This is a genomic window from Arthrobacter sp. DMZ02-1R (genome assembly GCF_057747935.1).
In genome coordinates, this window is sequence record NZ_CM173230.1 from 2485160 (window position 1) to 2511337 (window position 26178).

Annotated in this window: 24 protein-coding genes and 2 pseudogenes; 16 read left to right on the forward strand and 10 right to left on the reverse strand. The window is 64.3% G+C overall.

Features of this window, described 5'->3' with window-relative positions:
- Window positions 1-25: 25 nt before the first annotated feature.
- From pgsA to AC3ANQ_RS12070, 4 genes are all read right to left on the reverse strand, one after another.
- Window positions 26-655, reverse strand: coding sequence for a phosphatidylinositol phosphate synthase (gene pgsA / locus AC3ANQ_RS12055; RefSeq protein WP_488301261.1), 630 nt, complete (start codon window positions 653-655; stop codon window positions 26-28).
- Window positions 648-1256, reverse strand: a complete 609-nt coding sequence (locus AC3ANQ_RS12060) for an HIT family protein (protein ID WP_488301262.1) — start codon at window positions 1254-1256, stop codon at window positions 648-650. The genes pgsA and AC3ANQ_RS12060 overlap by 8 nt, the downstream gene beginning before the upstream one ends.
- A 27-nt stretch (window positions 1257-1283) precedes the next feature.
- Window positions 1284-3293 (reverse strand): threonine--tRNA ligase, encoded by a 2010-nt coding sequence (thrS, locus tag AC3ANQ_RS12065; RefSeq protein ID WP_488301263.1) that lies wholly within the window; start codon window positions 3291-3293, stop codon window positions 1284-1286.
- 195 nt (window positions 3294-3488) lie between these two features.
- Window positions 3489-5087, reverse strand: coding sequence for a S53 family peptidase (locus AC3ANQ_RS12070; RefSeq protein WP_488301264.1), 1599 nt, complete (start codon window positions 5085-5087; stop codon window positions 3489-3491).
- Window positions 5088-5260: 173 nt separating this feature from the next.
- On the opposite strand from AC3ANQ_RS12070, the gene gad reads away from it, so the two are divergent.
- The 4 genes and pseudogenes from gad to AC3ANQ_RS12090 form a co-directional block, all read left to right on the forward strand.
- Window positions 5261-6661: a glutamate decarboxylase gene (gene gad, locus AC3ANQ_RS12075; RefSeq protein WP_488305316.1), complete on the forward strand. Its 1401-nt coding sequence runs from the start codon at window positions 5261-5263 to the stop codon at window positions 6659-6661.
- Between the two features lie 28 nt (window positions 6662-6689).
- Complete coding sequence (locus AC3ANQ_RS12080) at window positions 6690-7556, forward strand: class II glutamine amidotransferase (RefSeq protein ID WP_488301265.1); 867 nt, start codon at window positions 6690-6692, stop codon at window positions 7554-7556.
- 87 nt (window positions 7557-7643) lie between these two features.
- Window positions 7644-7796, forward strand: coding sequence for a hypothetical protein (locus AC3ANQ_RS12085; RefSeq protein ID WP_265981806.1), 153 nt, complete (start codon window positions 7644-7646; stop codon window positions 7794-7796).
- 60 nt (window positions 7797-7856) lie between these two features.
- A pseudogene (locus tag AC3ANQ_RS12090) lies at window positions 7857-8318 on the forward strand (MmyB family transcriptional regulator); the annotation flags it as partial.
- Window positions 8319-8333: 15 nt separating this feature from the next.
- On the opposite strand, the gene AC3ANQ_RS12095 reads toward AC3ANQ_RS12090, so the two are convergent.
- From AC3ANQ_RS12095 to AC3ANQ_RS12105, 3 genes and pseudogenes are all read right to left on the reverse strand, one after another.
- A complete protein-coding gene (locus tag AC3ANQ_RS12095; protein WP_488301266.1) occupies window positions 8334-9062 on the reverse strand; it encodes an alpha/beta hydrolase family protein in 729 nt (242 codons plus the stop codon).
- Between the two features lie 252 nt (window positions 9063-9314).
- Window positions 9315-9839 carry a hypothetical protein gene (locus AC3ANQ_RS12100; protein WP_488301267.1) on the reverse strand — a complete coding sequence of 175 codons (525 nt, stop codon included), beginning with the start codon at window positions 9837-9839 and terminating at the stop codon, window positions 9315-9317.
- Window positions 9840-9950: 111 nt separating this feature from the next.
- Window positions 9951-10094, reverse strand: a pseudogene (locus AC3ANQ_RS12105) (heavy metal transporter); the annotation flags it as partial.
- 556 nt (window positions 10095-10650) lie between these two features.
- Here AC3ANQ_RS12105 and AC3ANQ_RS12110 point away from each other — a divergent pair.
- Together AC3ANQ_RS12110 and AC3ANQ_RS12115 are read left to right on the forward strand one after the other, a co-directional pair.
- Window positions 10651-10833, forward strand: coding sequence for a hypothetical protein (locus AC3ANQ_RS12110; RefSeq protein WP_488301268.1), 183 nt, complete (start codon window positions 10651-10653; stop codon window positions 10831-10833).
- Between the two features lie 291 nt (window positions 10834-11124).
- Window positions 11125-11490 carry a YegP family protein gene (locus AC3ANQ_RS12115; RefSeq protein WP_488301269.1) on the forward strand — a complete coding sequence of 122 codons (366 nt, stop codon included), beginning with the start codon at window positions 11125-11127 and terminating at the stop codon, window positions 11488-11490.
- 161 nt (window positions 11491-11651) lie between these two features.
- On the opposite strand, the gene ggt is transcribed toward AC3ANQ_RS12115, so the two are convergent.
- Entirely contained in the window at window positions 11652-13478 is a 1827-nt protein-coding gene (ggt, locus tag AC3ANQ_RS12120; protein ID WP_488301270.1) for a gamma-glutamyltransferase, read from the reverse strand.
- Window positions 13479-13664: 186 nt separating this feature from the next.
- On the opposite strand from ggt, the gene AC3ANQ_RS12125 reads away from it, so the two are divergent.
- The 9 genes from AC3ANQ_RS12125 (at window position 13665) to AC3ANQ_RS12165 (ending at window position 23577) form a co-directional block, all read left to right on the forward strand.
- Entirely contained in the window at window positions 13665-14654 is a 990-nt protein-coding gene (locus AC3ANQ_RS12125; protein WP_488301271.1) for a LacI family DNA-binding transcriptional regulator, read from the forward strand.
- A 2-nt stretch (window positions 14655-14656) separates the two neighbouring features.
- Window positions 14657-15637, forward strand: coding sequence for a 2-hydroxyacid dehydrogenase (locus AC3ANQ_RS12130; protein WP_488301272.1), 981 nt, complete (start codon window positions 14657-14659; stop codon window positions 15635-15637).
- Window positions 15634-16851 carry a D-mannonate dehydratase ManD gene (gene manD / locus AC3ANQ_RS12135; RefSeq protein WP_488301273.1) on the forward strand — a complete coding sequence of 406 codons (1218 nt, stop codon included), beginning with the start codon at window positions 15634-15636 and terminating at the stop codon, window positions 16849-16851. Before AC3ANQ_RS12130 ends, manD begins: the two co-directional genes overlap by 4 nt.
- A 3-nt stretch (window positions 16852-16854) precedes the next feature.
- Window positions 16855-18378, forward strand: a complete 1524-nt coding sequence (locus tag AC3ANQ_RS12140) for a mannitol dehydrogenase family protein (protein ID WP_488301274.1) — start codon at window positions 16855-16857, stop codon at window positions 18376-18378.
- Entirely contained in the window at window positions 18375-19427 is a 1053-nt protein-coding gene (locus tag AC3ANQ_RS12145) for an alcohol dehydrogenase catalytic domain-containing protein (protein ID WP_488301275.1), read from the forward strand. The genes AC3ANQ_RS12140 and AC3ANQ_RS12145 overlap by 4 nt, the downstream gene beginning before the upstream one ends.
- Before the next feature lie 48 nt (window positions 19428-19475).
- On the forward strand, window positions 19476-20852 hold the full coding sequence (locus AC3ANQ_RS12150; protein WP_488301276.1) for an MFS transporter: 1377 nt from the start codon (window positions 19476-19478) through the stop codon (window positions 20850-20852).
- Between the two features lie 72 nt (window positions 20853-20924).
- Complete coding sequence (locus AC3ANQ_RS12155) at window positions 20925-21599, forward strand: bifunctional 4-hydroxy-2-oxoglutarate aldolase/2-dehydro-3-deoxy-phosphogluconate aldolase (RefSeq protein ID WP_488301277.1); 675 nt, start codon at window positions 20925-20927, stop codon at window positions 21597-21599.
- Complete coding sequence (locus AC3ANQ_RS12160) at window positions 21596-22549, forward strand: sugar kinase (protein ID WP_488301278.1); 954 nt, start codon at window positions 21596-21598, stop codon at window positions 22547-22549. Before AC3ANQ_RS12155 ends, AC3ANQ_RS12160 begins: the two co-directional genes overlap by 4 nt.
- Window positions 22546-23577: a DUF4862 family protein gene (locus tag AC3ANQ_RS12165; RefSeq protein WP_488301279.1), complete on the forward strand. Its 1032-nt coding sequence runs from the start codon at window positions 22546-22548 to the stop codon at window positions 23575-23577. Before AC3ANQ_RS12160 ends, AC3ANQ_RS12165 begins: the two co-directional genes overlap by 4 nt.
- 64 nt (window positions 23578-23641) lie before the next feature.
- Here the strand turns inward: AC3ANQ_RS12165 and AC3ANQ_RS12170 are convergent, their stop codons facing one another.
- Window positions 23642-24148, reverse strand: a complete 507-nt coding sequence (locus AC3ANQ_RS12170) for a hypothetical protein (RefSeq protein WP_488301280.1) — start codon at window positions 24146-24148, stop codon at window positions 23642-23644.
- A gap of 294 nt (window positions 24149-24442) precedes the next feature.
- Between AC3ANQ_RS12170 and AC3ANQ_RS12175 the strand changes: the two genes are divergently transcribed.
- Window positions 24443-25756, forward strand: a complete 1314-nt coding sequence (locus AC3ANQ_RS12175) for a serine/threonine-protein kinase (RefSeq protein WP_488301281.1) — start codon at window positions 24443-24445, stop codon at window positions 25754-25756.
- Window positions 25757-25860: 104 nt separating this feature from the next.
- Here the strand turns inward: AC3ANQ_RS12175 and AC3ANQ_RS12180 are convergent, their stop codons facing one another.
- Window positions 25861-26172 (reverse strand): hypothetical protein, encoded by a 312-nt coding sequence (locus AC3ANQ_RS12180; protein WP_488301282.1) that lies wholly within the window; start codon window positions 26170-26172, stop codon window positions 25861-25863.
- Window positions 26173-26178 lie beyond the last annotated feature (6 nt).

Below are 26178 nucleotides of genomic sequence, written 5' to 3' on the forward strand. Positions count from 1 at the left end.
TCGGCGCACAAAATGATCCGACCGCTTAGGCGGGTGTACCGCCGTCGACGTCTGCCATTGCCTGTTCGCGGACAGCCGCCATCCTTTGGACGACGGTGATGCCCGTTGCGGCGGCGAGCATGACGAGGGTCACCAGCAAGACGACGGGAGGCAGCCCCAGGCCGGTCAGGCCGGTGACGAGCAGCACCGAGATGAGCCGCTCGGCACGCTCGGCGATTCCCACGTTGGCGTAGAAGCCCAGTGATTCAGCCTTGGCGCGGGCGTATGAAACAACCATCCCGAGTATCAGGCAGGCCACCGCCGCTATGGCAATAGCGCTGTTCGCCCCGCCCATGAAGAACCAGACGGCGACGCCGGCGAAAATGGCGCCGTCCGCCAGCCGGTCCAGCGTGGAGTCGAGAAAGTTTCCCCAGGGGCCGCTGCGGCCCTGCTCCCGCGCCATTATGCCGTCCACGACGTCGGACAAGGCGAAGACCGCGATGAGCAGGGAGCCCCACCAGAGTTGGCCCATGGGGTAGAGAATCAGGGCGCCGAGCACTACCCCGGCGGTCCCGACGACGGTAACGGCGTCCGGCGAGACCCCCACCTTGAGCAGGAATCGGGCAAGCGGCGAGAACAACGCGGTGAAAAACCCGCGCGCATGACGATTAAGCATCCGTCTCCCCGGATGCGTCCGACTCGCCAGGCCACGCGTCTGCCACTTGCTGGCGGACCTCGTCAAGGGTCTGGGTTATGGCCTTGGTCTGCGCGATGATCGGGAAGAAGTTTCCGTCCCCGCCCCAGCGCGGAACCACATGCTGGTGCAGGTGAGCTGCTATTCCAGCCCCGCCGGCCACGCCCTGGTTCATGCCCAGGTTGAAGCCGGCCGGGTTGGACACCTTGCGTAGCACGCGCATCGCAGTCTGCGTGAGCTCCGCCATCTCAGCTGTTTCCTCCACTGTGATGTCCGTGTAGTCCGGCACATGCCGGTACGGGCACACGAGCAGGTGGCCGGGGTTGTACGGAAACAGGTTCAGCACCACGTAGCAGGTCTTGCCACGGTGCACGATGAGGGATTCCTCGTCCGTCCGGCTTGGAGCTACACAGAACGGGCAGTCGTCCTGGTTTTTGAACTGGTTCGGCCCGCCCTTGATGTAGGCCATGCGGTGCGGAGTCCACAGGCGCTGGAAGGCGTCCGGAACACCTGCCAAGCTGAAGTCGTCGGTCACTTCAGCATCGCCCGGATAGTCAGCTGTCACGCCTGTGTTCTCCTGCACTGTTTCCGCCTCGGCGTTGCCGCCTCGTCAGCTCTCGCGGTTCTTGACGGCGTCCACGATTCTCCGGACGGCCTCGGCAACGGGCACGCCGTTGTCTTGGCTGCCATCACGGAAGCGGAACGACACAGCGCCGGCTTCCGCGTCCTCTCCGCCGGCGATCAGGACGAAGGGAATCTTGTCCTTGCTCGCAGTGCGGATCTTCTTTGGGAAGCGGTCCGATGATATGTCCGCTTCGGCACGGATCCCCGCGGCCTTGAGCTGGTCAACGACGTCGAACATATAGTCGTTGAACGCCTCCGCCACCGGGATGCCAACCACCTGCACGGGCGAAAGCCACGCCGGGAAGGCTCCTGCGTAGTGTTCGGTGAGCACGCCCATGAAGCGCTCGACCGAGCCGAACAGGGCACGGTGGATCATGACCGGACGCTGGCGGGTGCCGTCGGCAGCCTGGAACTCGAGCTCGAAACGCTCAGGCAGGTTGAAGTCCAGCTGAATAGTGGACATCTGCCAGGTGCGGCCCAGCGCGTCCTTGGCCTGCACCGAGATCTTCGGGCCGTAGAACGCGGCTCCACCCGGATCCGGGACCAGTTCCAGCCCCGAGGCCTCGGCTACTTCGGCCAAGGTACGGGTGGCTTCCTCCCAGGCGGCGTCCTCACCAACGAACTTGTCTTCGTTCTTGGTGGACAGTTCAAGGTAGAAATCGTCCAGGCCGTAGTCCTTGAGCAGGCCGAGGACGAAGTTCAGGGTGGTGGTGAGTTCGTCCTTCATCTGCTCGCGGGTGCAGTAGATGTGGGCGTCGTCCTGAGTCATGCCGCGCACACGGGTCAGTCCGTGAACAACGCCGGACTTCTCGTAGCGGTAGACGGAACCGAATTCGAAGAGGCGCAGGGGCAGTTCGCGGTAGGAGCGGCCGCGAGATCGGAAGATGAGGTTGTGCATGGGGCAGTTCATCGGCTTCAGGTAGTAGTCCTGGCCGGGCTTGCGCACGGTGCCGTCGTCGTTCAGTTCCGCGTCGATGTGCATCGCCGGGAACATGCCTTCCTTGTACCAGTCAAGGTGGCCGGAGACCTCGTAGAGGTGGCCCTTGGTGATGTGTGGGGTGTAGACGAACTCGTAGCCGGCATCCACGTGGCGCTGGCGGGAGTAGTCCTCCATGGCCTTGCGGATGATGCCGCCCTTGGGGTGGAACACCGGCAGGCCGGAGCCCAGTTCGTCCGGGAAGGAGAACAGGTCCAGCTCCGCGCCGAGCTTGCGGTGGTCGCGGCGCTCAGCCTCGGCGATGCGCTCCTGGTAGGCCTTCAGTGCATCCTTGGTAGGCCAAGCGGTGCCGTAGATACGCTGCAGCTGCTGGTTGTTCTGGTTGCCCAGCCAGTAGGCCGCCGAGGAACGGGTCAGGGCGAAAGCATTTGAGATCAGTTTGGTGTTGGGCAGGTGCGGTCCGCGGCAGAGATCGCACCAGACACTGTCACCGCTCTTGCGGTCCACGTTGTCATAGATGGTGATGTCCCCAGCGCCCACCTCGACGTTGACGCCCTCGCCGGCGTCGGCAGCGTTGTTCTTCTTGCCCAGCAGTTCGAGCTTGTAGGGCTCGTTCTTCATGGCTTCGCGGGCTTCGTCTTCAGTGACAACGCGGCGCACGAACTTCTGGTTCTGGTTGATGATCTTCTGCATCATCTTTTCGAGCTGGCGCAGGTCTTCAGGGGTGAAGGGTTCGGCAACATCGAAGTCGAAGTAAAAGCCGTCTGTGATGTACGGGCCGATTCCGAGTTTGGCATCCGGGCGCAGCTGCTGCACGGCCTGGGCCATGACGTGTGCGGTGGAGTGGCGCAGGACGTTAAGGCCGTCCGCCGACTCGATGGTCACACCTTCAACCTGCGCACCTTCGGGCAGCGCCTGGTCAAGGTCCTTGAGTTCGCCGTCGACACGGGCTACTACAACGTCGCGGCGCTCGAAGAAGAGTTCCGCGCCGGTGGTCCCTTCCGTCACCTTGGTCTCTTCGCCATCGACGATGAGGGTGATCTGCTGGGCATCTGACACGGGTGTCTCCTATTCATTGATATGGCTTCATAGCTTGTGGCGTACGGGGACCACAGCCAGCCACCGTCCATCGTATCTGCTCCGGCGGAGGCCACCAAAGCAGGCATGGGCGTGCCGTTTCGCGGCCGGTAGACCGACAGTAATCGGCGACGGCCCTTGAGTTCGGCGCTACTGATGTTGTCGCGGAATGGGCGATCAGGGTTTAGCCTGCAGCAATGCAAGAAGGGCTTTGCCGTCCGGGCTGCCCAAGCCGGTGCAGGGGTCCCAGCCGGTCCCGGCCCGGTAGCTTCCGTTGGAGCCTGTTGTGATGTCGTGGAAGCCTGACGCAGGTTGCGTGCCGTTTTGGTAGAGCAGCGGCTGGATCAACCCGAAGCGCCTGTTGGTTGCCTGGGCGAGGCGGGAGATCAGCGCCGCCCAGAGAGGTGCCACCGCGCTGGTTCCGCCGATCACCATGTCTTTCCCATCGACTCGAACCCGGTAGCCGGTCTGCGGGTCCGCGACGCCGCTGACGTCTGGCACGCCTCGTCCTGTCTTCTTGGGGGCGGGTTTGTGCTTCGCGTGTCCGGTGACGCCCGACTGCCAGGAGGGAACAGGAAAGACGTCGCTGTACCCTCCGCCGGTAGCCGAGTTGGGACCGTCGTTCCAGACGGTTTCTGCGCTGATGACGCCCGTCGCATGGTCCGCTTGAAGGCGGGTTCCGCCGCAGGCCAGCACATGAGGGCTCGACGCCGGGAAATCGGCGTGGTCCTTGCTGTCCGTTGCGCCGTCGGCACTGCCGTTGTCCCCGGCTGCGGCTGTCACCGTCACCCCGAGGGCCGCTGCGTCGGCCATGGCCTGGTCGAAGGCCGTACGGGCTTGGGCCGTCCATGCGTCCTCGCTCTGGCCCCAGCTGATGCTGATTGCGGCTGGTGCGGGATTCGCGTGCGACGCTGCGATAATCGAGTCCAGGAATCCGGCGTCGGTGTTGGGGGCAAAGTAGACCACAATATTGGCCTTCGGTGCCAAGGCACCTACAACTTCGATGTCGAGCAGGACTTCCCCGTCGGCACCCGCCGGATCCTGCCCTGGCTGGTTTGCCCCGCCGTCGACTCCCACCGCAGTGATGGTCGGTGTGGGTATGCCGAGGCCTTGGAAGTAGGCGTCCAGGTCCTGTTGGCCGTAGCCGCCGCCGAGTTCGATGATGGCCACGGTTTGGCCTGTCCCGTCAGTTCCGTCTGGGAAGTTATAGATTTTTCCCAACTGGGGCGGGGTATAGCTGGTACCTGTCGCGGCCAGCGGTATGACGCGAAACTGAGCCCGGGCTTGGGGACGGTCATCAAGGCCTAGGACGGCAACAACGATGCCGTCGAGGGCCGCGGGCACCTGGAGGCCTCCGGTGCGGTGGCGGTGCGTAACCGAAGTGCCGTCTGGGCTGCGGCTCGTCAGCTCATCCAGGGACGTTCCGAAAATGCTGCTCAGCTGCTCCACTGAGCCGGCCAGCCGAATCCTGCGGCTAGCCGCGTCCGATTCAACAACCTCAAGGCCCAAGTCGGTGAAGGTATGCACGGCCAGATCAAGGTCCGCGGCGGATGCGCCGTAACTCAAGGCCAGCTCGTCCCGCGACAGAGGGGTGGACGGCACTTCAGTCAATTCTTCCTGGCGTCGAAGTATGACCGTCGCCTCAATCCGACGGGACGGGTCGACTGGACCTAGAAGGTCCCTGACGCCCGGAGCGGGGGCCCTTTCTGATCCCGGTAGCGGGACGCTGCGCGTCTCTGTCGACTGGCGCTCTTCCGGGGTGTGCTGCATCGACATTGGTGCCTCCTAATTATCGCGGTGACAGAGCTCCGTCCCCTGCGATTATGTACCCGGGGCCTTTTTGGCACCATGCCTCGTGGCTTGGGTGCGGAGGCCTCCCACGGTAGCGTGGGCCCTGGCAGGCCGTGGCACCGCCATGGCGAGCGCGTGGCGAGTCGAAGGAGCGAACCATCAATAGGTCTCACCGGGCATCAGCCCATGAACCCGACACAGCGGTTGAGTTGAACCCGGTTTTCAGCCGGCCGGGAGAATCAAGCATCTTTCCACGTTTCACCCTCCCGGACGGAGAGTCCCTCCCGTCGACGGCCTATCAGGTCGTCCACGATGAGGCCATGCTGGACGGGAACTCCCGCCTCAATCTCGCAACGTTTGTTGGAACGTGGATGGAACCCGAAGCGTCGAAACTCTACGCCGAGACGTTTGACAAGAACATGATTGACAAGGACGAATACCCCCAAACCGCCTTGATCGAAACCCGCTGCTGGCGCATGCTCGCAGGCCTGTGGAACGCGCCCGATCCCGCCAAGTCCGTGGGGACGTCCACCATCGGCTCCTCAGAGGCATGCATGCTCGGCGGCCTGGCGTTGAAGCGCCGCTGGCAACATTCAAGGCGGGCGGCCGGCCTTTCGACGGACAAACCCAACCTTGTCCTCAGCTCGGCCGTGCAGGTGTGCTGGGAGAAATTCTGCAACTACTGGGACGTGGAAGCCCGGTACGTTCCTGTGTCAAAGGAACATCCGGCGCTCGACGGCCACGGACTGGATCAGTATGTGGACGAGAACACAATCGGCGTTGTGGCCATCATGGGCGTGACCTACACGGGATCCTATGAGCCTGTGGAAAGTATCTCCGCGGCGTTGGACGAGATACAGGCACGGCGAGGACTCGATATTCCTATCCATGTTGACGGTGCCTCCGGCGCCATGATTGCGCCTTTCCTGCAACCGGAGACTGTTTGGGACTTCCGTTTGCCAAGGGTTGCCTCGATCAACACCTCAGGCCACAAGTACGGCTTGGTCTATCCAGGCCTTGGATGGGTCATCTGGCGGGATGGGCAAGCCCTGCCCGAGGACCTGATCTTCCACGTCAGTTACCTGGGTGGGAACATGCCGACTTTCGCCCTGAACTTCTCCCGCCCCGGCGCCCAGGTGCTCTTGCAGTACTACCTGTTCCTCCGGCTCGGATACGAGGGTTACAAATCCGTTCAGGCAACCTCCCGGGATGTGGCGCTTTTTCTCTCGAGTGAAATAGGGGTGATGGAGCCATTCACTTTGTGGAGCGACGGATCGGACATCCCGGTCTTTGCCTGGCAGCTTACTGACGGCTATACGGAGAATTGGAACCTTCACCACTTGTCCGAACGGCTTCGGATGAATGGGTGGCTCGTCCCCGCCTATCCAATGCCGGACGGCCTGAGCGAGGTGACGGTGCAAAGGATCGTTGTCCGCAACGGCTTCACACGCGACCTCGCATCCAGCTTCCTGGACGACCTCAAAAAGGAAGTTGCGTACTTGGACGGCCTCACCGCGCCCATGCCCGCAGGCGGGCAAACCCAGGTGTTCCACCACTAGTCAGCAGCGACTCACAAGGAGAATGCCCATGTGCCGCCTGTTCGGCTTGCACGCCGGGTCCCAGCCCGTCCGGGCCACGTTTTGGCTCTTAGACGCGCCGGACAGCCTCGCTGACCAGAGCCGGCGCGAACCCGACGGCGCCGGCATAGGCACCTTTGACGGTGACGGTAAGGCCCATGTGTCCAAGCAGCCGCTCGCCGCCTGGGAGGACCACGCCTTTGCGCGCGAGGCGCGGATCCTGAAGAGCACGACGTTCCTGGCCCATGTGCGGTATGCCAGCACCGGCGGACACACGATGGTCAACACGCACCCGTTCGAGCAAGAAGGCCGGCTGTTCGCCCACAACGGCGCCTTCGCCGGTCTCGAACAGCTGGATCAGCGGCTGGTTCAGTTAGGGGCGGCGGATCTGGTGTACGGCCAGACCGACAGTGAGCGCCTCTTCGCCCTGATTACTGCAGAGAGCAGGCGAGCAGGTGGCGACGTCGGCGAAGGTATCACCCAAGCGATCAGCTGGATCGCCCATGAACTTCCGGTCTTCAGCTTGAACCTTATTCTGACGACGGCGACCGACCTTTGGGCGGTTAGGTTCCCGAACACTCACGAACTGCACATTCTGGAACGGCATCCAGCGAGTCCTGGCGATGCAGTTCCGTTGGACGCGCGGAGCTCACGCATCCGCGCCCACAGCAAGGAGCTCGCCCATTCCGGACACGTCCTTATTGCCACTGAACCGATGGATGACGACCCGGCGTGGAGGCCGTTGGCTGGCGGCGCGCTGGTCCACGTCGGTCCGGACCTAGGAGTGACTATCAGCTACCCCTTCCCCAAGGCGCCGGCACATCAGCTCACGCTGTCCGACCTCTCCCCCTCCGCGGCTGCATCCCAAAAACCCTGAGCGTCGAACGAAAAGCAGCCTCGGCGTCTTACTCTGGAGGCGCGTGTTCAGCGCGTCAGTGCACCCGGCCGCACATAAGATCGATCCATGACCGCTGAAGTCGAATCCGAAACCGCCTTCGTCCCGGCCGTGCAACTGGACGGACAGATGAGCATCAACGACGTCCTGCTTGAGTTGGGTTGGGAACCTGTGGTGTACCCGTCGGCGAACGCCGACGCCGGGGACTTCCACATTTTCTAGCCGGGGGCCGCTGCCTCTGGCCATGGAGGTACTGGCAGGGACTCCTTGCGCTGCCGAAACTCGGAGATGTACGTCAACCCGGTCCGTCCGGCCAACTATGCGCGTTTCATTTTCCTGGATGAAGAACGCGCCCGGCGGTTCTTCCCGGACTGGGAGCTCGCAGCCAACAACATGGTTGCCATCCTCCGCGCCGAGGCCGGTCGCGACCCGTTCGACCGCGGGCTAAGTGATCTCGTTGGAGAGCTATCCACCCGCAGCGACGAGTTCCGCACCAGCTGGGCAGCGCATGACGTGCGCCGCCACTACACCGGGTTCAAACATTTCCTCCACCCTGTGGTGGGCGAACTCCGCCTGCTGTTCGAAGCGATGGAGCTCTCGGCGGACACGGGGCTCTCGCTGTTCATCTACCCGGCAGAACCTGGCTCCCCCTCCGCAGATGCGCTGCGCCTCCTCGCGAGCTGGGCCGCAACCCGGGAACTGGCAGAACTACCGCAAACCGCACCTGCCGCAGGTGGCGCGTAGCGGCGACCTAAGGCGTTATTCGGCGGCGATCAAGCTAGCCTTCAACCAAGAAACGGCACGTCTTCTCTGCGCGGCCGGAAAAGCGTGCCCGCCTTGAAAAGGGACAAAATCGGCGACGCCTTCCCGGAAGGAACTGATGAGGCCTTGGACGTCCGAAAAGGGAAACAGCGGATCATTCCGTCCGGCGACGATCATGACACGCTGGTTTTCAATAGCTTGAGCCACCAGATGGGTGTCACCGCCTTTGCGAAGATTCGGCACAAACCACGCCGGGTTATGCGAAATGGCCTCCCGTTCAAACGACTCAAGGGTCCCGATCCCGCAACTGAGGACCCCGGCACGCAGCCGCGGATCGCAAGCTAGATTGAAGAGTCCGATCTGGCCGCCCAGGGAATGACCTGCAATCCCTACGGGTCCGCGAACTTCGGCGTCAAGCCATCCGGTGACCATGGCGATGTCCCCCGTGTGGAGGTCTTGCAACGTCGACCCGGACGCCACCAGGTTCCATGCCTCGCGGTGCTCCGCTTGCCAAGGGTCCGCCGTGTCGCGTTGCCGCTCCTCGAATCCAAGAAGGTCGGGGACCAGCGTCGGCATGCCTGCCTCTGCCAATTCAAGGGCAAACGCCATTTGCGGGTCACCGTCAAGCCCGGCAAGCTCGCCCTTTCCCAGGGCATAGTTTCCGGCGTGTTGGTGGACGGCCACCACAGACCCCGCCTGATGATCGTCGTCGATCGGCGTAAGCAAGAGACAAGGGACAACATGCCCATCGTCCGCCCAAATCTCGAGGCGCTCGCGGAGGACCTTCCCCTGATGGACACGGGGACCACGAACAACTTTCGCAGCTTGATAAGAGCGAATGGGGTCCAACCCGAGAAGGGACAGAATCTCAGCCCGGGCGTCATCCACTATGTGAGTTCCCTTCCGTGTTCGGAATCTTCAATCATTCTTCCCCTCCACCTAGGGATGATCCAGGGCGGCCTCCCCGCGGATCCGGGGCTACGGCTGCCGACGCTCTTGCTCGCCGCCGTCGTCCCTCTCCGAACGGGTTCCCGCATCTGGGTCCAACTCTTCGGCCCGCCGTAGCCGGTCTTGCGAGACTTCGTTGGCCCGCTCGGAAGCCGCCTGCTTCTCGGTGGCCTCCTTATGCAACTGTTCCGCTTCGCCCTCGGCTCGGGCGGCGTCGGCCTCCGCCCGAGCAGCCTCGGCGCTGCGCTCATGAGCTCCCAGGGCGTCGGTCCGTGCCCTCTCGCGGAGCTCCGCGGCGCGCTTGCGGTCGACGGCAGTCTTCGCGCGGCGTCCAAAAACGACGACGGCGAGGATCAGCGCGATTATGACAACCACTACGACGATCCAGATCCATTGTTGCCAGTCCATTTCGGCCTCCTCAACATTGACTGTGCCTCCGCCGCCGCGGCGCCGGTTCCATCCTGCGGCCGACCCTACGGTTGGCCAGCTGGGGTCGGCGTGCCCGGGCTGCACGCGGATGCTGGTGTCTTGAGTCAACAACTTTGCGTGAAGCATGGCACGAGTAGCGTGTACTTGTTTTCCTCAGGCGAGGCCCGCCGTCGGGCTTGCTACTCGACCGCTGGCGAGGGCCGACGAACGCCAAAGGCAAGTGAAGGTTCGTCCGGTAGACCCGAGAGCGTCTGGAACAGGCGAACCCGTGGCTTGGTGCAAGAAGATGCCGAAGAAGGCAATGATCAGGCCTATCAACGCGGCACTGTCCTCCGCGAAGACGGCACGCATTGTGGGATCCGAACTCTTGAGCACGTGCTCCCAGTGGTCATAGCTCCACCCTGACGTCCCAACGTGAGTTCACACCCGGCTAGCCTATGGTCTACGCCGTTAAATAAGTAAGGTGATGATATCCGGGATTGACGAGAGGTTGGTCGATGGGCAGATGCGTTTGCGGTTGATTCTCGGGCTGATCGTCGTGATCTGGCTCGTAGTGGGAGCGGTAGCCGCCGGCCAGCGCGGCTATTTCAACGCGGTTCCCGCGAAGTGTTCGCAATTCGCAACGGTTAGTCTGAATATCGTTGCGGGTCCACTGAACTACATGGGACTGAACCCTGTGGGAGGCTGCGAGCTGCCGCGACCGTCGTGAGCTACCCGGAGGACCCCTTGTCATAAACTGCAGACACGGGGCCATATTCATTGTTCACGGCTCCCGGGCCGTGGACAATCCGGTTGCCCTCATTACTATCGAGAGTGGATGCGGGCAATCCCGGACTCAGCCGGGACCTGCCAGGATGACTATTGGGGGCTGGCAGTGTCGGAACCTTTGGAGTCTTTTGACCCACTCGGAGGGCCGGAAATGGTGTTGAATTCCGCTGTGGTCGGAAGTGACAACCTCGCAGCCTTACGCGAGCAGGCACAGGGCATCATCGACGAAGTCCTCAGCGGTACCGAGCCCGACGGTGAGCACATTCGGGCCAAACTGAGGGCCAGCATTGCCCGGCATCCAGGCTTCCCTGAACTTGCCCTGCTTGAGCACTTGATGAATCGGAACCATTGACGTCCGACTGACTGCAGGGCGGTCACCCGTAACGCTCGGGTCTTTCGGAGGACCGGGTGTGCCGGAACACTGCGGGTTTGACAGGTTTTACACAGGGTTTACTCGCCCGGTCTTGTGAGCCCAAACGGAGCTGGCACAGACTGAGTGTGATGTGGGGGGCGATCCATTAGCGATCGTTCAACCAAATTAGCGATCGTTCAACCAAACCAGCGGACAGGGAAGGCAGCGATGCTAAGTCCCGCTCCGTAGTGAAGTCGCTACGCAGCTGGATCCGCAGACCGGGAGGTAGCAGTGGCTGGCGTGTTTGAAGTATTCGTTGACGGAGAGTCCCTTTTCAGGTTCCGCCTCAAATCACCCGACGGAATGGTCATTGCTGTTTCGACGCCGTTCGAGGACAAGTCCGGTGTGGTCGCCGGCATCGCCGCTGCGCGCGAGTGTGCAGGCATGGGGCTGGTCACAGACCTTTGCCCGGCTGCGGGCGCCCGGGAACCGGTCACGATGATAGCTCTTCAAAGCACGGTTCCGCAGAGCCCGCTTCCCCAAAGCGCGACCCCACAGGCGTGTGATGAGCGGCGCAAGGCGAGCGACGGCTTTCGTGCCCGTGCCAAGGAGCTCCGGCGGGCGGCAACCGCACCCAGGTGGACCGGCGCGGCATAGGAATTCGACAAGGTCAGGACCGACGGCGCACTGGGGGACTCACCTGGGTCTCAGCAGGCGAGATGCGCCGCCGGCCGTTTTGGTCCAGCCACAATTCTTCCACCGTTTGCCCGTCATGCACAGCGGGTTTGCCCTCATCGAGCTCACGCAGCTCACCCAGCTTACGGCGACGGTTTGAGAACCATCGCCGAGCCTCCCCCTCGCCGGACCGGCTCGGCGGCTGCGATCATGCGCCCGTTGGGCCTGAACTCAATCGCTGTTGCCGCACCGATCTCCGCGGCCGAGGTGAAGGCATCGCCTGATGGCGTGAACTGATGGCCATACGGTGTCAGCTGACTCCCATACGCCGTGATGAAGTCCGGCTCGGCGGTGACCTTGGCGGTGTTCCGTTGCGAAGCACGTGGGGCGGCGATCGCGTCAGAGATGCTCATGCCCAGGTCCACCCTGTTCAGGATCGTCTGCAACACGGTGGTGATGATGGTCGATCCGCCGGGTGAGCCGAGGGCGAGGAACGGATTGCCGTCCTTGAGGATAATGGTCGGGGACATCGAGGAGCGCGGGCGCTTCCCCGGCTCGATCCGGTTCGGGTCGGCCGCGTTGTAGACGGCGGAGAAATCGGTCAGCTCGTTGTTGAGCAGGAACCCGCGACCGGGCACCACGATTCCCGATCCGCCGGTCTGCTCGATGGTAAGCGTGTACTCGACCACGTTTCCCCATTTGTCCGCGACCGTCATGTTGGTCGTGGAGATGTTTTCGGTGTCCTTCTCATCGGCGAGCGCGGCAGCGGAAGCCGGGCACACGCCGTCGTACGCGGACACATCCCCAGGGGCGACGGGTTTCGTAGCCGCGTGCAGCGGATCGATCTGGCAGGCGCGTTCCTTGCCGAAGATCGGGTCGGTGAGTGCGCCCGTAGGAACATCTACAAAGGCAGGGTCGCCGACATACTTTCCACGGTCCGCGAAAGCGAGCGCGCTTGCTTCGAGGTAGTGGTGCAGGGCGGCCGGTTTGGACATCTCCGAGAGATTGACGGTGTCCAGGATGTTGAGCGCCTCACCCACGGTGGTGCCCCCGCTGCTTGACGGCGCCATGCCGTAGACGTCAAGGCCGCGGTAGTCGATGTGGGTGGGCGCCTGGTCCAGGGGTTTGTATGCCGCCAGGTCTGCGGTGGTCATGTGCCCCACGGGGATCGGCAGCGTGGTGGTGGTAGTCTTCGGCGGCGCCTGGACGGTCGCCGCGATCTCCTCCGCGAGGGGGCCGCTGTAGAAGGCGCTGGTGCCTTGCTTCGCGAGGAGCCGGTACGTCGCGGCGAGGTCGTGGTTCTGGAAGACGCTTCCGACGGCGGGTGCGTCGCCTCCGGGGAGGAACAGCTTGCTCGTGGAACTGAACGCCTCGAAGCGGAGCTTGTTGTCGAGTGTCTGCTGACGGAAGGTCGGATCCACCACAAAGCCCCGGGTCGCGACTTTGATGGCCGGCCGGAGGGCATCTTCAAGGCTCAACGTGCCCCAGCGGTCCAGGGCGCGCTCCCAGGTTGCCGCTGTGCCCGGAACGCCTACGGAAACGCCACTGGTGACGAGCTGGGGCGTGAAGTTGTAGGGCTTCCCGGTCTTCGGGTCGATGAACGCGTCGTGTGGCATCGCCGCCGGGGCGGTCTCGCGGCCGTCTATGGTGCCGATCTTTCCGGTCTTTGCGTTGTAGAACACGAAGTATCCGCCACCGCCGATCCCGGCGCTGTAGGGTTCGGTCACTCCAAGGGTCGCGGCCGCGGCGACGGCGGCGTCGGCTGCGTTGCCTCCGTTGCGGAGGACCTCGATCGCGGCGGCGGATGCCTCGGGGTCTACGGTGCTCACCGCGCCGCCGTATCCGGTGGCGGTGGCGGTCTTTTCAGTCTGGCGCGGATCGGCAAAGGCGGGGCTGGCAACGGCACCGCTCGTCAGGCTCAGGGCGAGAACTGCCGTCATGGTGGCCAGTCGAAGTCTCGGATGTGGCATGGTGGCTCCCCCATCAAGGTTGTGCGAGTTGGCGGTGTGGCCACCCTACTCCGCGGTGGTGCGAGGCTCAACGGGTTCAGGCTATGCCGGTGTGGGCACCAACAACCTTCTGCAAGCCATTGACAAACTTGTACAAGGTTTTCCATACTTGCAGGACAAGGTTTCAACGAAGCAACTGGAGGACAGATGTCGGCAAAACTCACGGATGTCGCAAAGCTGGCGGGAGTGTCCCTGGCAACAGCGTCGCGGGCATTCGGAGATCCCGGTCGCCTGGCCGCCGAAACGCGGCAGAAGGTCATGGCCGCTGCGGAGCAACTCGGCTACGACGTACCCGGAGTGACGGGCAGCCGGACGTTCGGCGTCATTGTCCCTGACGTCTCCAACGCGGTCTTCGCGGCCCTGATCAAGGCCATACAGGACCAGGCATGGCATGGCCGGCACCGGATGATCCTAGCTGACACCGCAGAATCCTCCTCGCGGGAACGCGCCCACCTCGAGTCTTTCTCGACTGGGGTGGACGGCATCATCCTCTGCTCGCCCCGCTTGCCGTCAGAGCAGATCCACGAACTCGCCGGCAGCGCCCCGCTGGTGGTCATCAACGGCGAAGCCGAGCACGCGGCACGTGTACTCATGGAGGCCGGCGAGGGAATCCGCCAGGCCATAGAACACCTCTACGCCCTTGGCCACCGCAAACTCGCCTACGTCCCTGGACCGGCGTCGTCGTGGGCAAATGGCCAGCGTAGCGCCGCCATCACCCGATTCTGCGCCGAGTGGGGCATTGAACTCGTCACCGTCGGGAACCAAAACGCAACGGTCGACGGCGGACTGGCGGCAGCGGCGTCGGTAGTCGCCAGCGGTGCCACCGCAGTCATCGCTTACAACGACCTCGTCGCCATCGGCATGCTCGCCGGGGCCCGGACCCTCGGCTACCACTGCCCGGAGGACATCAGCGTTGTCGGCATTGACGACCTTGACATCGCCGCCGCAGCCGAACCGGGACTCACCTCTGTCCGAGTGCCCATTGACCGAAGCGGTGCCCTCAGCCTCGAACTGCTCCTTGAGCAAATGGCCGGAAAGCCGATCGCCACGGAAGCCGTCCACCTCAGCTCCCAACTCATCGTGCGTGGCTCCACATTTGCCGCGCGCACCGCCGAGCAAGCCCTCCAGGGAAAGTAACCATGAGAATAGTCATCGCAGACCCCAATCTGATGCCCCAGCGGTCCACCTTCGAGGCCGCCCTTCCTGGGGGGTCCCTCACCTCCTGGCACGATAGCTGGAACGAGCACGCCGTCCTGACCGACCTCAAGGACGCCGACGTCTACGTGGGCCCACGCTTCACCGAGGCCATGGGCGCAGCCGCCAGCAACCTGCGCCTGGTCCACGTGGGAGGTGCCGGCTACGACGGCATCGACGCCGAGGCTATGCCCGCCGGGGCGGTCTGCGCCAACACCTTCCACCACGAAAGCTCCATTGCCGAACACATCGCCGCGGTCCTGGTGGCCCTGCGCCGCAACCTGATCGCGCAGGACGCGGCCCTCCGGAGCGGCGTCTGGTCTTCCTCCGTTTACTCCCCCGAGATCCGCCAGCCCGAAACCCTTCGCGGGGCCGTGGTGACATTCCTCGGGTTCGGGCACATCGGCGGCGCGGCATGGGCGCTCCTCAAGGCCTTCGGCGCTGAAGGCATCGCCATTACCCGCAGCGGCAGCGTGGACGCCCAGGCCAACTCCCTGCGCTGGGCCGGCACTACCGAACGGCTTGGCGAGGCACTCAGTGAATCGGACATCCTGGTGGTCAGCATCCCGCTCTCGGAGCAGACCGCCGGCATCATCAGCGCAGCTGAACTCGACGACCTTGGCCCGGACGGATTGCTTGTCAACATTGCCCGTGGACCCGTCGTTGATGAAACCGCCCTCTACGAAGCCCTGAAAGACCGCCGGATCGCAGGGGCCGCAATTGACGTCTGGTACCAATACCCGGGGACAGACGGCCGTGGCGAACCGTCCGCCCTTCCGTTCGGCCGGCTGGACAACATCATCATGACCCCGCACTCCTCCGGCGTCACCGCGGAGACTTTCCGCAGCCGCGCGCTCGAGATCGCCGAAAACATCACCCGCCTTTCCAAAAATGAACCGCTGAAGAATGTAGTGATTTCCCGATGACCCGAAAAATCGTCGACGTCGACGTCCTGGTAACCAGCCCCAGCCGAAACTTCGTCACGCTCAAGATCACCACCGACGACGGCCTGGTCGGTTGGGGTGACGCCACCCTGAACGGCCGCGAACTTTCTGTTGCGAGCTACCTCCGCGATCACCTCGGCCCGGCCCTGGTGGGCAGGGACGCGGACCGCATCGAAGACACCTGGCAATACTTTTACAAAGGGGCCTACTGGCGCCGCGGGCCTGTGACCATGGCCGCAATCGGCGCCATCGACCTCGCCCTCTGGGACATCAAAGGCAAGGCCCTCGGCGTTCCGGTTTACCAACTCCTAGGCGGCGCAGCCCGCGACAAGATCCTCACCTACACGCACGCCACCGGATGGGACCTGCCCGAGCTGTTGGACTCGATAGACCAGCGCCGCGAGCAAGGCTTCCGCGCCGTCCGTGCACAGTCGGGCGTCCCTGGCCTGTCGAAGGTCTACGGCGTTACGAAGGGCGCCGCGAGCTACGAACCTGCCGGTCGCGGCGCCGGACCTGTCGAAGAAGACTGGGACACCTCGGCCTACCTGCGCCACGCACCAAAGATCCTCTCCGCAGTCCGTGAACACGTCGGCCCCGAACTCAAGTTGCTCCACGACGTCCACCACCGCCTCAACCCCACCGAGGCAGCCCGGTTGGCCCGCTCCTTGGAAGACGTGGACCTGTTCTGGCTCGAAGACGTCACCCCCGCCGAGAACCAGCGCCTGCTCCGTACGCTTCGCCAGCAGACCACGATTCCGCTGGCCATCGGCGAAGTCTTCAACACCGTCTGGGATGCCGAGTTGCTCATCACTGAACGGCTCATCGACTACATTCGCACCGCCGTCGTGCACGCCGGAGGCATCTCCCACGTCCGCAAGATCCTGGCACTCGCCGAGGTCTACCAGATCAAGGGCGCCCCGCACGGGCCCTCCGATGTCTCCCCCATCAACCTCTCAGCATCGCTGCACCTGGGCCTGGCCACGAGCAACTTCGCCATCCAGGAATACATGGGCTACGAGCCCGTGGTCTCCGAGGTCTTCCAGTCCAGCTTCCGCTTCGAAGACGGCTACCTGCACCCTGGCGACGAGCCTGGACTGGGTGTCCGCGTGGACGAAGAAGCCGCTGCCCGCTTCCCGTACGCGCAGGCCTACCTGCCCATCGCCCGGGAGCTCGACGGCTCCATGAAGGACTGGTGAACCATGGCGATATCAAGCCTCCCGCCGCTGAGCTCCGAAACACCTGGAATCGCGTGCCGAACGGAAGCTCCTGCCCCGGGCATCGTGCACCTCGGCCTGGGCAACTTCCACCGCGCCCATCAGGCGGTCTACACGGAAGCCGCCATGGCCGCCCATGGCGGCGACTGGGGAATCATCGGAATCTCCAGCCGCTCAACCGCCATCACGGATGCCATGCACGCACAGGACATGCTGTACACCGTCGTCGAGATCTCGCCCGAGGGATCGACGTTCTCGACGCCACGCGTGCACACGGATGCCTTTGTTGCGGCACAGGAACCGCAGCGCGTTGTGGCGGCCATTGGCGCCGAGACCACGCGCATCGTGTCGCTGACCGTCACCGAAAGCGGCTACACCTACAGCCCTGCAACCGGATCCCTCAACGTCGCCGATCCTGACGTCCAGCACGACCTCGCCAACCGCCCGGTCCCCCGCACCCCGATCGGGCAGATCGTCCGCGGCCTCCAGCAGCGCGCACGAACCCACGGCAAGCCGCTGACAGTCCTCAGCTGCGACAACCTCGCGGACAACGGACACCACACTCAACGGCTCGTCCGCGAATTCGTTTCATTGCTGCCTGCCTCTGAGGCCGCGGAAACGCTGCCATGGATCGACGCCAACGTAACGTTCCCGTTGTCCATGGTGGACAGGATCGTGCCCGCCACGACGGACCATTACCGCAGGCTCGTCGCCGAGCAACTCGGCTATGCGGACCAGATCCCCGTGCCCGCCGAACCATTCACTATGTGGATCCTGGAGGACAACTTCATAGCGGGCCGTCCTGCCTGGGAGGCCGGAGGCGCGATCTTCACGGACGACGTCGCGGCATACGAGCAACTCAAGGTCAGGCTCCTCAACGGCACCCATTCGCTGATCGCCTACCTTGGGGCGTTGTCCGGTGCAGCCACCATTCCGGACGCCATTGCGATGGACTACGTCGAGGCGGCAGCCCGCCGCGTGCTCCGCGAAGAGTACCTGCCGAGTGTCACCGTGCCCGCCGCCGTCGACGTCGACGCCTACGTGGAGCAGCTCTTCTCGCGTTGGCGCAACTCGGCATTGGGGCACCGGACCAGCCAAGTGGGCAGCGATGGTTCGGTCAAACTGCGCCAACGGATCCCGATTCCAGCATTGGAAATGCTCGACGCCGGCGCCATGCCCCACTACCTCGCCCTTACCACAGCGGCGTACCTGTCATGCATCGCACCCCTGCGCGGTTTCAACCCCGGCAACCACGCCAACGAAATGCAAGACCCCGCCCGGGAAACACTCCAAAAACTCGCAGCAGTATCCACGTCCGGACGCGACCTCGCCGCCAAAGTGCTCGGCGAACACCATCTCCTGGGTGACGAACTCGCGATGCGTGAAGACTTCATCGACCGCACCGGCGAGCTGATCGACATCATCCACCGGCAGGGCCCACTCGCCGCCGCCCACGTGGCAGCCGAGTCAACCTCGCTTCTTCCCGCACAGACCCGGAGCATTCGATGACCACACAAGCAGTCCGCCATGCCGAAAGACCTTCACTGCCGCTCACCACGGAGGCAGCCGTCCTGCACGGTGCGGGCGACATCCGCATCGAACAGAAAACCCTGAAGCCCCTGGGACCGAACGATGTCCTCGTGGAAATGCGTTCGGGTGGAATCTGCGGCTCGGACCTGCACTACTTCGCTGAAGGCCGCAACGGCACCAACATCCTCCGCCAGCCCACTGTCCTGGGCCACGAGGGGGCCGGCGTTGTCATCGCGGCCGGTGAGGCGGCCAGCATTGCCGCAGGCACCGCCGTCGTGATTGAACCCGCGCTGCCCTGCCGGAAGTGCCCCACGTGCCTCTCCGGACGCTACAACCTGTGCCCCACGGGGACGTGCTTCGGTTCCCCGCCCACAGACGGACTGTTCGCCCGCCACGTGGTGGTTCCCGAGGCCGCCCTTCACGAACTTCCGGACAACATCCCGGCCGACATCGGGGCAGCGATCGAGCCGCTCGCCGTCGCGGTCTGGGCGGTTGAACGGGCGCAGGTCGAGGCCGGGCACCGAGTACTGATCACGGGTGCCGGCCCGATCGGGCTACTCGTCGCGCAAGTCGCGGCATCCCGCGGAGCGTCAGAGATCATCGTGACGGACGTCAACGACAACCGGCTCGCTGTTGCGGCGGCATTCGGGGCGACGAAGACCATCAACACGGCCAACGAGGCCCTTGGCCTGAGGGACATGGATCGCCTGATCGAATGCTCCGGCAACAGCAGGGCGCTGGCCGACGGCATCCAGACCTTGGCCCCTGCAGCCCGGGCCACAGTGGTGGGCCAGGCCCGTCCCACCGTGGACGGCATCCCGCTCGGCTTCCTCCAACGCTACGAAATCGATTTGGTGACCGCGTTCCGGTATGCCAACGCGTTCCCGACGGCGATCCAGCTCGCCTCATCGGGCGTTGTGGACCTCCGGTCCATCATCACTTCCACGTTTGACCTCGCCAACGCCGCGGCCGCACTCACGGCCCCGGTGACAGACCCCACCAACCTCAAAGTCCTCATCACCTACTGACTCGGCCCACCTACGGGCAAGCGGGCATCCATTCAAAGGAGTATGGAAATGACCACAGCAGCAAACCTCCCACCCACGCCAGTGGACCAAAGCAAGGTCCGCAAGGCCGCCGTCGCCGGACTCATCGGCACCACCCTGGAGCTCTACGATTTCGTCATCTATGGAACGGCGTCGGCGCTGGTCTTCAGCAAGCTCTTCTTCCCTAACATCTCGCCCGCCGCGGCACTGCTCGCCAGCTTCACCACTTTCGCCGTCGGATTCCTGTTCCGGCCCCTCGGCGGGATCTTCTTCTCCCACTTCGGCGACCGTCTCGGCCGCAAATGGGTCCTCGTCGTCACGCTGCTCCTGATGGGCGGGGCCACGCTGGCCATCGGGCTCCTGCCGACGTTCGGCCAGATCGGCATCTTTGCCCCGGTCCTGCTTTGTGTCTGCCGAGCAGCCCAGGGCTTCGGAGCCGGCGCTGAACAATCGGGCGGCGCAACCCTGCTCACAGAGTCTGCAGCCCCTGGAACCCGAGGCAAGCTGGCTTCCCTCATCATGGTTGGTGCAGCCGCCGGAACGGCGCTCGGCGCACTCGTGTGGATCGCGGCGCAGTCCCTGGCACCCAACGACATGCTTACGTGGGGCTGGAGGCTCGTCTTCCTCTCCAGCATCTTCGTCACCATCGCTGCGCTGGTCATCCGGCGCAAGCTCGACGAATCACCGGTCTTCGAGGAGATCAAGCAGGCCCGCACGGAACCCCCGGCACCGTTGCGGGAAGTTGCCAAGTACGGCAAAGCCAACGTCCTCCGCGTCATCCTCATGAACCTCGGCGTCAGCACCCAGTCCTACACCATCCAGGTGTTCATGGCCTCCTACCTCATCACCGTGATCGGAACGGACCCGAAGTTCATCCCGCCCGTGCTCCTCATCGGTTCACTCTGTGGCGGCGTCGCGGCAGTGTCCTTCGGAATCCTGTCCGACAAGATCGGGCGCCGGCGCGTCGTCTCCCTCATCACCGGCGCGCTCATCCTCTTCCCCGCCCCCGCATTCCTCCTGCTGACCACCGGCTCGCCGGTAGCCATCGTGTTGGTGATCGTGGTCGGCTTCGTCCTGGCCTGCCAAGGCGTGGTGGGCGTGCACATGAGCTACTTCCCTGAGATCTTCGGCAGCCGCTACCGGTACGCAGGCGTCACCTTGGGCCGCGAGTTCTCCTCCATCATCGGCGGAGGTATCGCCCCTATGATCTGCGCTGCGCTGCTGGGCATGTTCAGCAACTCCTGGATTCCTGTGGCGATCTACATGTCCGCAACCATGCTCATCAGCTTCATCGCCACCCGGATGTCCCCTGAAACCCTGAACCGCGACCTCACGGACCCTGAGGACGCCGCGCACAGCAAAAGCGGCGTTATCCCGCTGACCGCCGAAGCGCAGCACGTCCAGTAACACCCGAAGGTCCGACGGCGGCACGTGCCGCCGTCGGAACCCCACCAACCAAGCACCGCACGAAGGACATCCATGCTCCGTCTCGAAACCCCGGACACCGTCTCCCGCCCGGCACCATCCACCATCCTCCGCGAGACCAGGGTCGTGGCGGTGCTGCGGGCCCGGCACGCGAAGGACTACACCCCCGTCATCGAGGCCCTCCGGGAAGGCGGCGTGCTCAGTATCGAACTGACTCTGAGCACACCGGGAGTGTTCGACGAGCTTCCCCTACTGCAAGAGCGGTTCGGCAACTCCGTCGAACTCGGCGTCGGCACCGTGACCACTGGTGCCGAGGCCGCAATGGCACTTGACCTGGGTGCCGCGTACATCGTCACGCCCATCACTGAACCGGATGTCATCACTGCGTGCACAATGCGCGGCGTGCCCGTCTTCCCGGGCGGGCTGACCCCCACCGAACTCCACGCCGGTTGGAAGCTCTGCGCCACCGCCGTCAAAGTCTTCCCAGCCTCGACGGTCGGTCCTGGCTACGTATCGCAGTTGCGCGGCCCCTTTCCGGACATCGAGGTGGTTCCGTCCGGCGGGGTCGACATCGAGGACGTACCGGCATGGATCCGCGCCGGCGCATTGGCAGTCAGCCTCGGAGGGCCACTTCTCGGCGACGCGTTCAAAGGCGGGAGCCTGACCGAGTTGACCGCACGTGCGCGACGGGTCCGCAACCTCGTTGATGAGGCAGGTGGCGAGCGATGAACAGCAAGCCGTATGTCGTGACCCTCGGCGAAACCATGGCGCTCATGTCATCGGACAAGGCCGGCCCGTTGGCCCATGCCTCCACCATGAGCCTCGGCATCGGAGGGTCTGAGTCCAACGTCGCCATCGGCCTGCAACGCTTGGGCGTCCAAAGTGTCTGGTGCGGCCGCATAGGTGCCGATTCCCTCGGTCAGCTTGTGGAGCGGGAGATCCGCGCGGAGGGCGTCGACGTCCGCGTGACGGTTGACGACGAGGCGCCGACCGGCCTGATGATCAAGGAACGCCGGACCCCCACAGCCCAGAAGGTCGCCTACTACCGGTCCGGCAGCGCGGGCTCAAGGATTGCCCCCGACGACGTCGACGAACGGCTGATCGCCGGCGCCGCCCTGCTCCACGTCAGCGGCATCACGCCGGCGCTCTCTTCCCAAGCTGCTGCCACGCTCCGGTACGCGATCGCCGCAGCCAAAGCATCGGGCGTTCCGGTCTCCTTCGACCTGAACTACCGCAGCAAGCTCTGGGAACCCGAAACCGCCGGAAGCGCCTACCGCGAGATCATCCCGCACGTGGACATAGTGTTCGCTGGACTTGAGGAAGCCCGGCTCGCCGTCGGACCAGCCGCCGACGCCGAAGAAGCCGCCAGGCGCATTGCCGCTATGGGCCCAAGCCAAGTGGTTATCAAGTTGGGCGCCGAGGGCGCCCTGGCTTGCATTGAAAGCCAGGTCTTCCGGCAGGAAGCACTGGCCATCGAAGCCCTCGACACCGTGGGCGCCGGCGACGCGTTCGTGGCCGGCTATTTGGCCGAATTTGTCGAGGGACGCGAGCCCAGGGAGCGCCTTCAAACTGCCGTAAGCACAGGGGCATTTGTTTGCCTGGTACCCGGCGACTGGGAAGGGCTTCCGCGCCGCGAAGAATTGTGGCTCCTGGGCAACCATGAACCGGTCAGCCGATGACCGGGTTTTTCGTGGGAGCGTATGCCGCCGCCCCAAGCCTGACCGGATGGAATCCATCGGCTGAGGGAAGATTCCTGAAATCCGTCGTGGAACTGGAAGGCGTTGCCGGCCTCGAAGTCCCGTTCACGGGAGCGCTGCACAAAGACGACGAAGCCTGGTTCCTGCAGCAATTGCCTGACCAAGCGGACTTTGTGGTGACGACCATTCCCGGGACCATGGCCAGGCTCGGTTCAGACCCCTGCTTCGGTTTGGCCTCAACCTCCATGGCCGGGCGCCGGGCAGCAATCGACTTCATTCGCGATGCGCTGAGGGCCGTCGGAAGGCTCAACGAGCGCGTAGGCCGGTCCGCGGTTGTTGCGCTTGAGATCCATTCGGCCCCGTGGGCAGATGGGCAACGAGCCTCCACGGCCGCCCTGTCCGACTCGTTGGCCGAAATTTCCCAGTGGGAGTGGAACGGTGCACGGCTTGCGCTCGAACACTGTGACGCATTTGCCCCCGGCCAGGCACCGGCCAAGGGGTTCCTTTCCCTCGAGGAGGAGGCCGAGACAGTGCACAGCGTGATCGAGTCAACCGGCCGGCCCATGGGAATTGCCATCAATTGGGGGCGCTCAGTCCTTGAGCAACGCAGACCGGAGGCCGCGCTGGAGCATATCAACTTCCTTCGCGAGGGTGACCTGCTGGGAGGTTTCGTGCTCTCGGGCTGCGCGGGCGTTGATACCCGGTACGGTCCGGCCTGGGCCGACGTCCATGTCCCGCCCGCACCCCGTATGCAGAGCCACGCCGACCCGTCGTCGGCCGAGTCGGCCGCTGACCTCGACGTCCTCGAGGCGTCGTCCCTCCTGACCGTTGAACGCATGGAGGAATGCCTGCGCGCCGCAGGCCCTGGGACCGGCGCCGACTTTCGGGGAATCAAAGTGGCCGCTCCGCCGAACGCAACAGTGGAGCAGCGCGTGGCCGTCATTTCGAAAACCCTCGATCTGGCCCGGCAAGCGGAAAGGCAGGACCTGCAGAGCCGGACAGCCCCGTAGCGGGAGGGCCGAAAAGCCCTCCCGCTACGGCTGCGCGCTTGAGCCAGCCTACTGGCTGGGAACCCTAGCGCTTGCCGGCGTCCGAGTTGCCCTCGGCATGGGCGCGGTCCGGCTTATGCTGGCCTTTGCCCTCCGACTCGTGGTCCGCGTTGCGGCGGCCAGCGCCTTCGTCCTTGACCTCCGTCATTCCGTCGTCGTCACGATCAGCGGGCTCAACCGGCGCGACATCGGACGAAGGTGACGCTTCGGTAGGAGCGGGTACTGGTGAACTCGGAGTGCGAGTGGGCGCCGGCCCGCTGGGCTCCTGCTCAGCTGGGTCCTCAGTTGCGGGAGCCGACGGCGATGGGTCCGATAACTCCGTGTCGGGAGCCTTCGCAGGGGGCGCCGCCGTCGTCGGAGGCACCAAAGGCGCCGACGCCGACGGGCTGGCCGATGCGGTGGACGCAGGAGCCGGCGCTTCCGTGGTGGTGATGCTGGTAAAGGCGGCGGCGCCGCCTCCTGCTGCGATGGCGCCAGCAGTGATCATGGTGATCACTGCTTTACTGGTTGCAAGACTAGTCAGAATAGGCATGAAGACCTCCGGAATTCTCTTCTTGATTGCTCATTGGATATTTCACGGACTGGGTTGCGGTTGCCTCACCGCGCGCTCCGGTATCGGAACTCCCGCACCAACGTAGGCACAGAAGCCGCTGAATATCACCCCCGCGGACGGGCGCTTGAGCCTTTGTTCACCCGCCGTTCATCTTGTCAGGGGACTTTCGGCCGAACCGTAACTTTCTCGTCGCGCGGGACGATTACCCTAGAGGGGCGTGTGTCTCGCAGGCTGCATTGCAGTTTCCGCAGGTTCAAAGAAAGCGAGGGAGCTGTGCCGGATGGCCCTATCACCGGAGAGAACGATGCTCTTGTAGCAGGTCGATACAGGCTGGGAAGCCTGATCGGCCGCGGCGCGACGGCGTCGGTGTACCAGGCACAGGATGAGAGACTGGGCCGCGACGTGGCGCTGAAACTCTTTGCTCCGCTATTGGGAGGCCCGGAGGGGCTCGCCCGGCACGAAAACGAAATGCGGCTCCTTGCGACATTCAACCACCCGTCGCTCGTGACTCTCTTCGACGCAGGCACCGACCACCGGGACCCGGAGCATCCGCGGACATTCCTCACCATGGAACTGATTCACGGACCGGATCTGCATGCCAGATTGCGGGGCCACCCACTGGCGATCGGGGACGTTGCCCATATCGGAGCAGATCTTGCTTCGGCCCTGGAGTATGTCCACGGGCGTGGGATCATCCACCGCGATATCAAACCGGCGAACGTCCTCCTGGCCGAGGCTCCCGCTGGATCCACAATGCGGCCCAAGCTCACGGACTTCGGAATCGCGCGAATCATTGAGGGAACCCGATTGACGGCAACAGGCACCATGGTCGGAACCGCCGCGTACCTGAGCCCGGAACAGGCCACCGGCTCCACCCTCGGTCCGGCAAGTGACATCTACTCGCTGGGGCTCGTCCTCCTCGAGTGCCTCACCGGAACGCTCGAATACCCGGGAACCAGCGTGGAGTCGGCCGTTGCGAGGCTACACCGTCCACCCCGTGTTCCGGCGACCCTCGGGCAGCGGTGGGTTGACCTCCTCGCCGCCATGACATTGACCCGCCCCTCCGAACGACCTTCAGCGCGAGACGTTGAGCAAGCACTCCGGGGTGCGATCAGTTCCGGCGTTCCGGCGGCGATCCCAGGCGTTCCCGCGGGGATGCCCGGGGTCGCCCACGGGGCCACGCAGACGCTTCCCCGCTTGCCCGACCGCCCTCCCCGCACAGCCAGCCCAGCAATCCAGACGCGCCTGCAGCCTGTGGCATCGGGGAGCGAAAGCAGTGGTAACGGCACCGTCGTCGTGCCAACCATGCGAAACTGGCGACAATGGCGAGGGAAATCGCTAAGCCGCCCGCGCCGCTCGGCCTGGGCCATCGGCGCCGGACTGCTTACCACCGCCTTGGTGATCATTGGTGTGAGCGCCTTCCAGCCGACGGATCCAGCGGTCCCTGCACCACTTCCCAGCGTCGAGGCGACGCCAACAACAACGCCTAGCAACGCTGCGCCCGTGCCCTCTTCGAGCGTTGAGTCGCCACCTCCTGTGGCACCAGCCCCTGGGAATCATAAGAGCAGTGGCAAAGGCAAAGGATAACGACTAAGAACCCGCAGCGGGATCAGCTGTGAGCTGCTGCGACGTCACCTTAGCGCGCCCTCACCTCGACTGACGCGCAAGGCCGAGTGTCCCGGCGTCGGGCGCTAGGCAGCCAGCCTCGCCCGGATCGCCTGCCGAAGGGCTTCCAGGCTGGGCAGCCCGGAGAGGCCTCCGACCGTAGGGTAGACGCGACAAGTCATGGCCGGTTCGGCCGTCGACGGGAAGAGGTCGACTCCGTCCAGGGTGAACGTCGGGGATCCGTGGAAGCCGGACACGGTGGCTTCTTCGTCCGTCATGATCTCCCTGACTGCTATCAGCGCAGGATCGGTCCCAACAAGCTCCAAGGCCTGGGAAAACAGTTCCCGGGCTGCGGACCCGTGCGGGCAGTCCCGGATAGTGAGGAGTTCGAAGTCCATGCCCTC

What these genes read in the sequence shown, in the direction of transcription:
- AC3ANQ_RS12155 (WP_488301277.1), top strand. Translation starts at nt 20,925, where the DNA reads ATGCTCCGTCTCGAAACCCCGGACACCGTCTCCCGCCCGGCACCATCC.
- AC3ANQ_RS12085 (WP_265981806.1), top strand. Translation starts at nt 7,644, where the DNA reads ATGACCGCTGAAGTCGAATCCGAAACCGCCTTCGTCCCGGCCGTGCAA.
- AC3ANQ_RS12180 (WP_488301282.1), bottom strand. Translation starts at nt 26,172, where the DNA reads ATGGACTTCGAACTCCTCACTATCCGGGACTGCCCGCACGGGTCCGCA.
- AC3ANQ_RS12125 (WP_488301271.1), top strand. Translation starts at nt 13,665, where the DNA reads ATGTCGGCAAAACTCACGGATGTCGCAAAGCTGGCGGGAGTGTCCCTG.
- ggt (WP_488301270.1), bottom strand. Translation starts at nt 13,478, where the DNA reads ATGCCACATCCGAGACTTCGACTGGCCACCATGACGGCAGTTCTCGCC.
- AC3ANQ_RS12170 (WP_488301280.1), bottom strand. Translation starts at nt 24,148, where the DNA reads ATGCCTATTCTGACTAGTCTTGCAACCAGTAAAGCAGTGATCACCATG.
- AC3ANQ_RS12165 (WP_488301279.1), top strand. Translation starts at nt 22,546, where the DNA reads ATGACCGGGTTTTTCGTGGGAGCGTATGCCGCCGCCCCAAGCCTGACC.
- AC3ANQ_RS12080 (WP_488301265.1), top strand. Translation starts at nt 6,690, where the DNA reads ATGTGCCGCCTGTTCGGCTTGCACGCCGGGTCCCAGCCCGTCCGGGCC.
- pgsA (WP_488301261.1), bottom strand. Translation starts at nt 655, where the DNA reads ATGCTTAATCGTCATGCGCGCGGGTTTTTCACCGCGTTGTTCTCGCCG.
- AC3ANQ_RS12130 (WP_488301272.1), top strand. Translation starts at nt 14,657, where the DNA reads ATGAGAATAGTCATCGCAGACCCCAATCTGATGCCCCAGCGGTCCACC.
- AC3ANQ_RS12145 (WP_488301275.1), top strand. Translation starts at nt 18,375, where the DNA reads ATGACCACACAAGCAGTCCGCCATGCCGAAAGACCTTCACTGCCGCTC.
- AC3ANQ_RS12070 (WP_488301264.1), bottom strand. Translation starts at nt 5,087, where the DNA reads ATGTCGATGCAGCACACCCCGGAAGAGCGCCAGTCGACAGAGACGCGC.
- AC3ANQ_RS12100 (WP_488301267.1), bottom strand. Translation starts at nt 9,839, where the DNA reads ATGCTTCACGCAAAGTTGTTGACTCAAGACACCAGCATCCGCGTGCAG.
- manD (WP_488301273.1), top strand. Translation starts at nt 15,634, where the DNA reads ATGACCCGAAAAATCGTCGACGTCGACGTCCTGGTAACCAGCCCCAGC.
- AC3ANQ_RS12160 (WP_488301278.1), top strand. Translation starts at nt 21,596, where the DNA reads ATGAACAGCAAGCCGTATGTCGTGACCCTCGGCGAAACCATGGCGCTC.
- AC3ANQ_RS12140 (WP_488301274.1), top strand. Translation starts at nt 16,855, where the DNA reads ATGGCGATATCAAGCCTCCCGCCGCTGAGCTCCGAAACACCTGGAATC.
- AC3ANQ_RS12150 (WP_488301276.1), top strand. Translation starts at nt 19,476, where the DNA reads ATGACCACAGCAGCAAACCTCCCACCCACGCCAGTGGACCAAAGCAAG.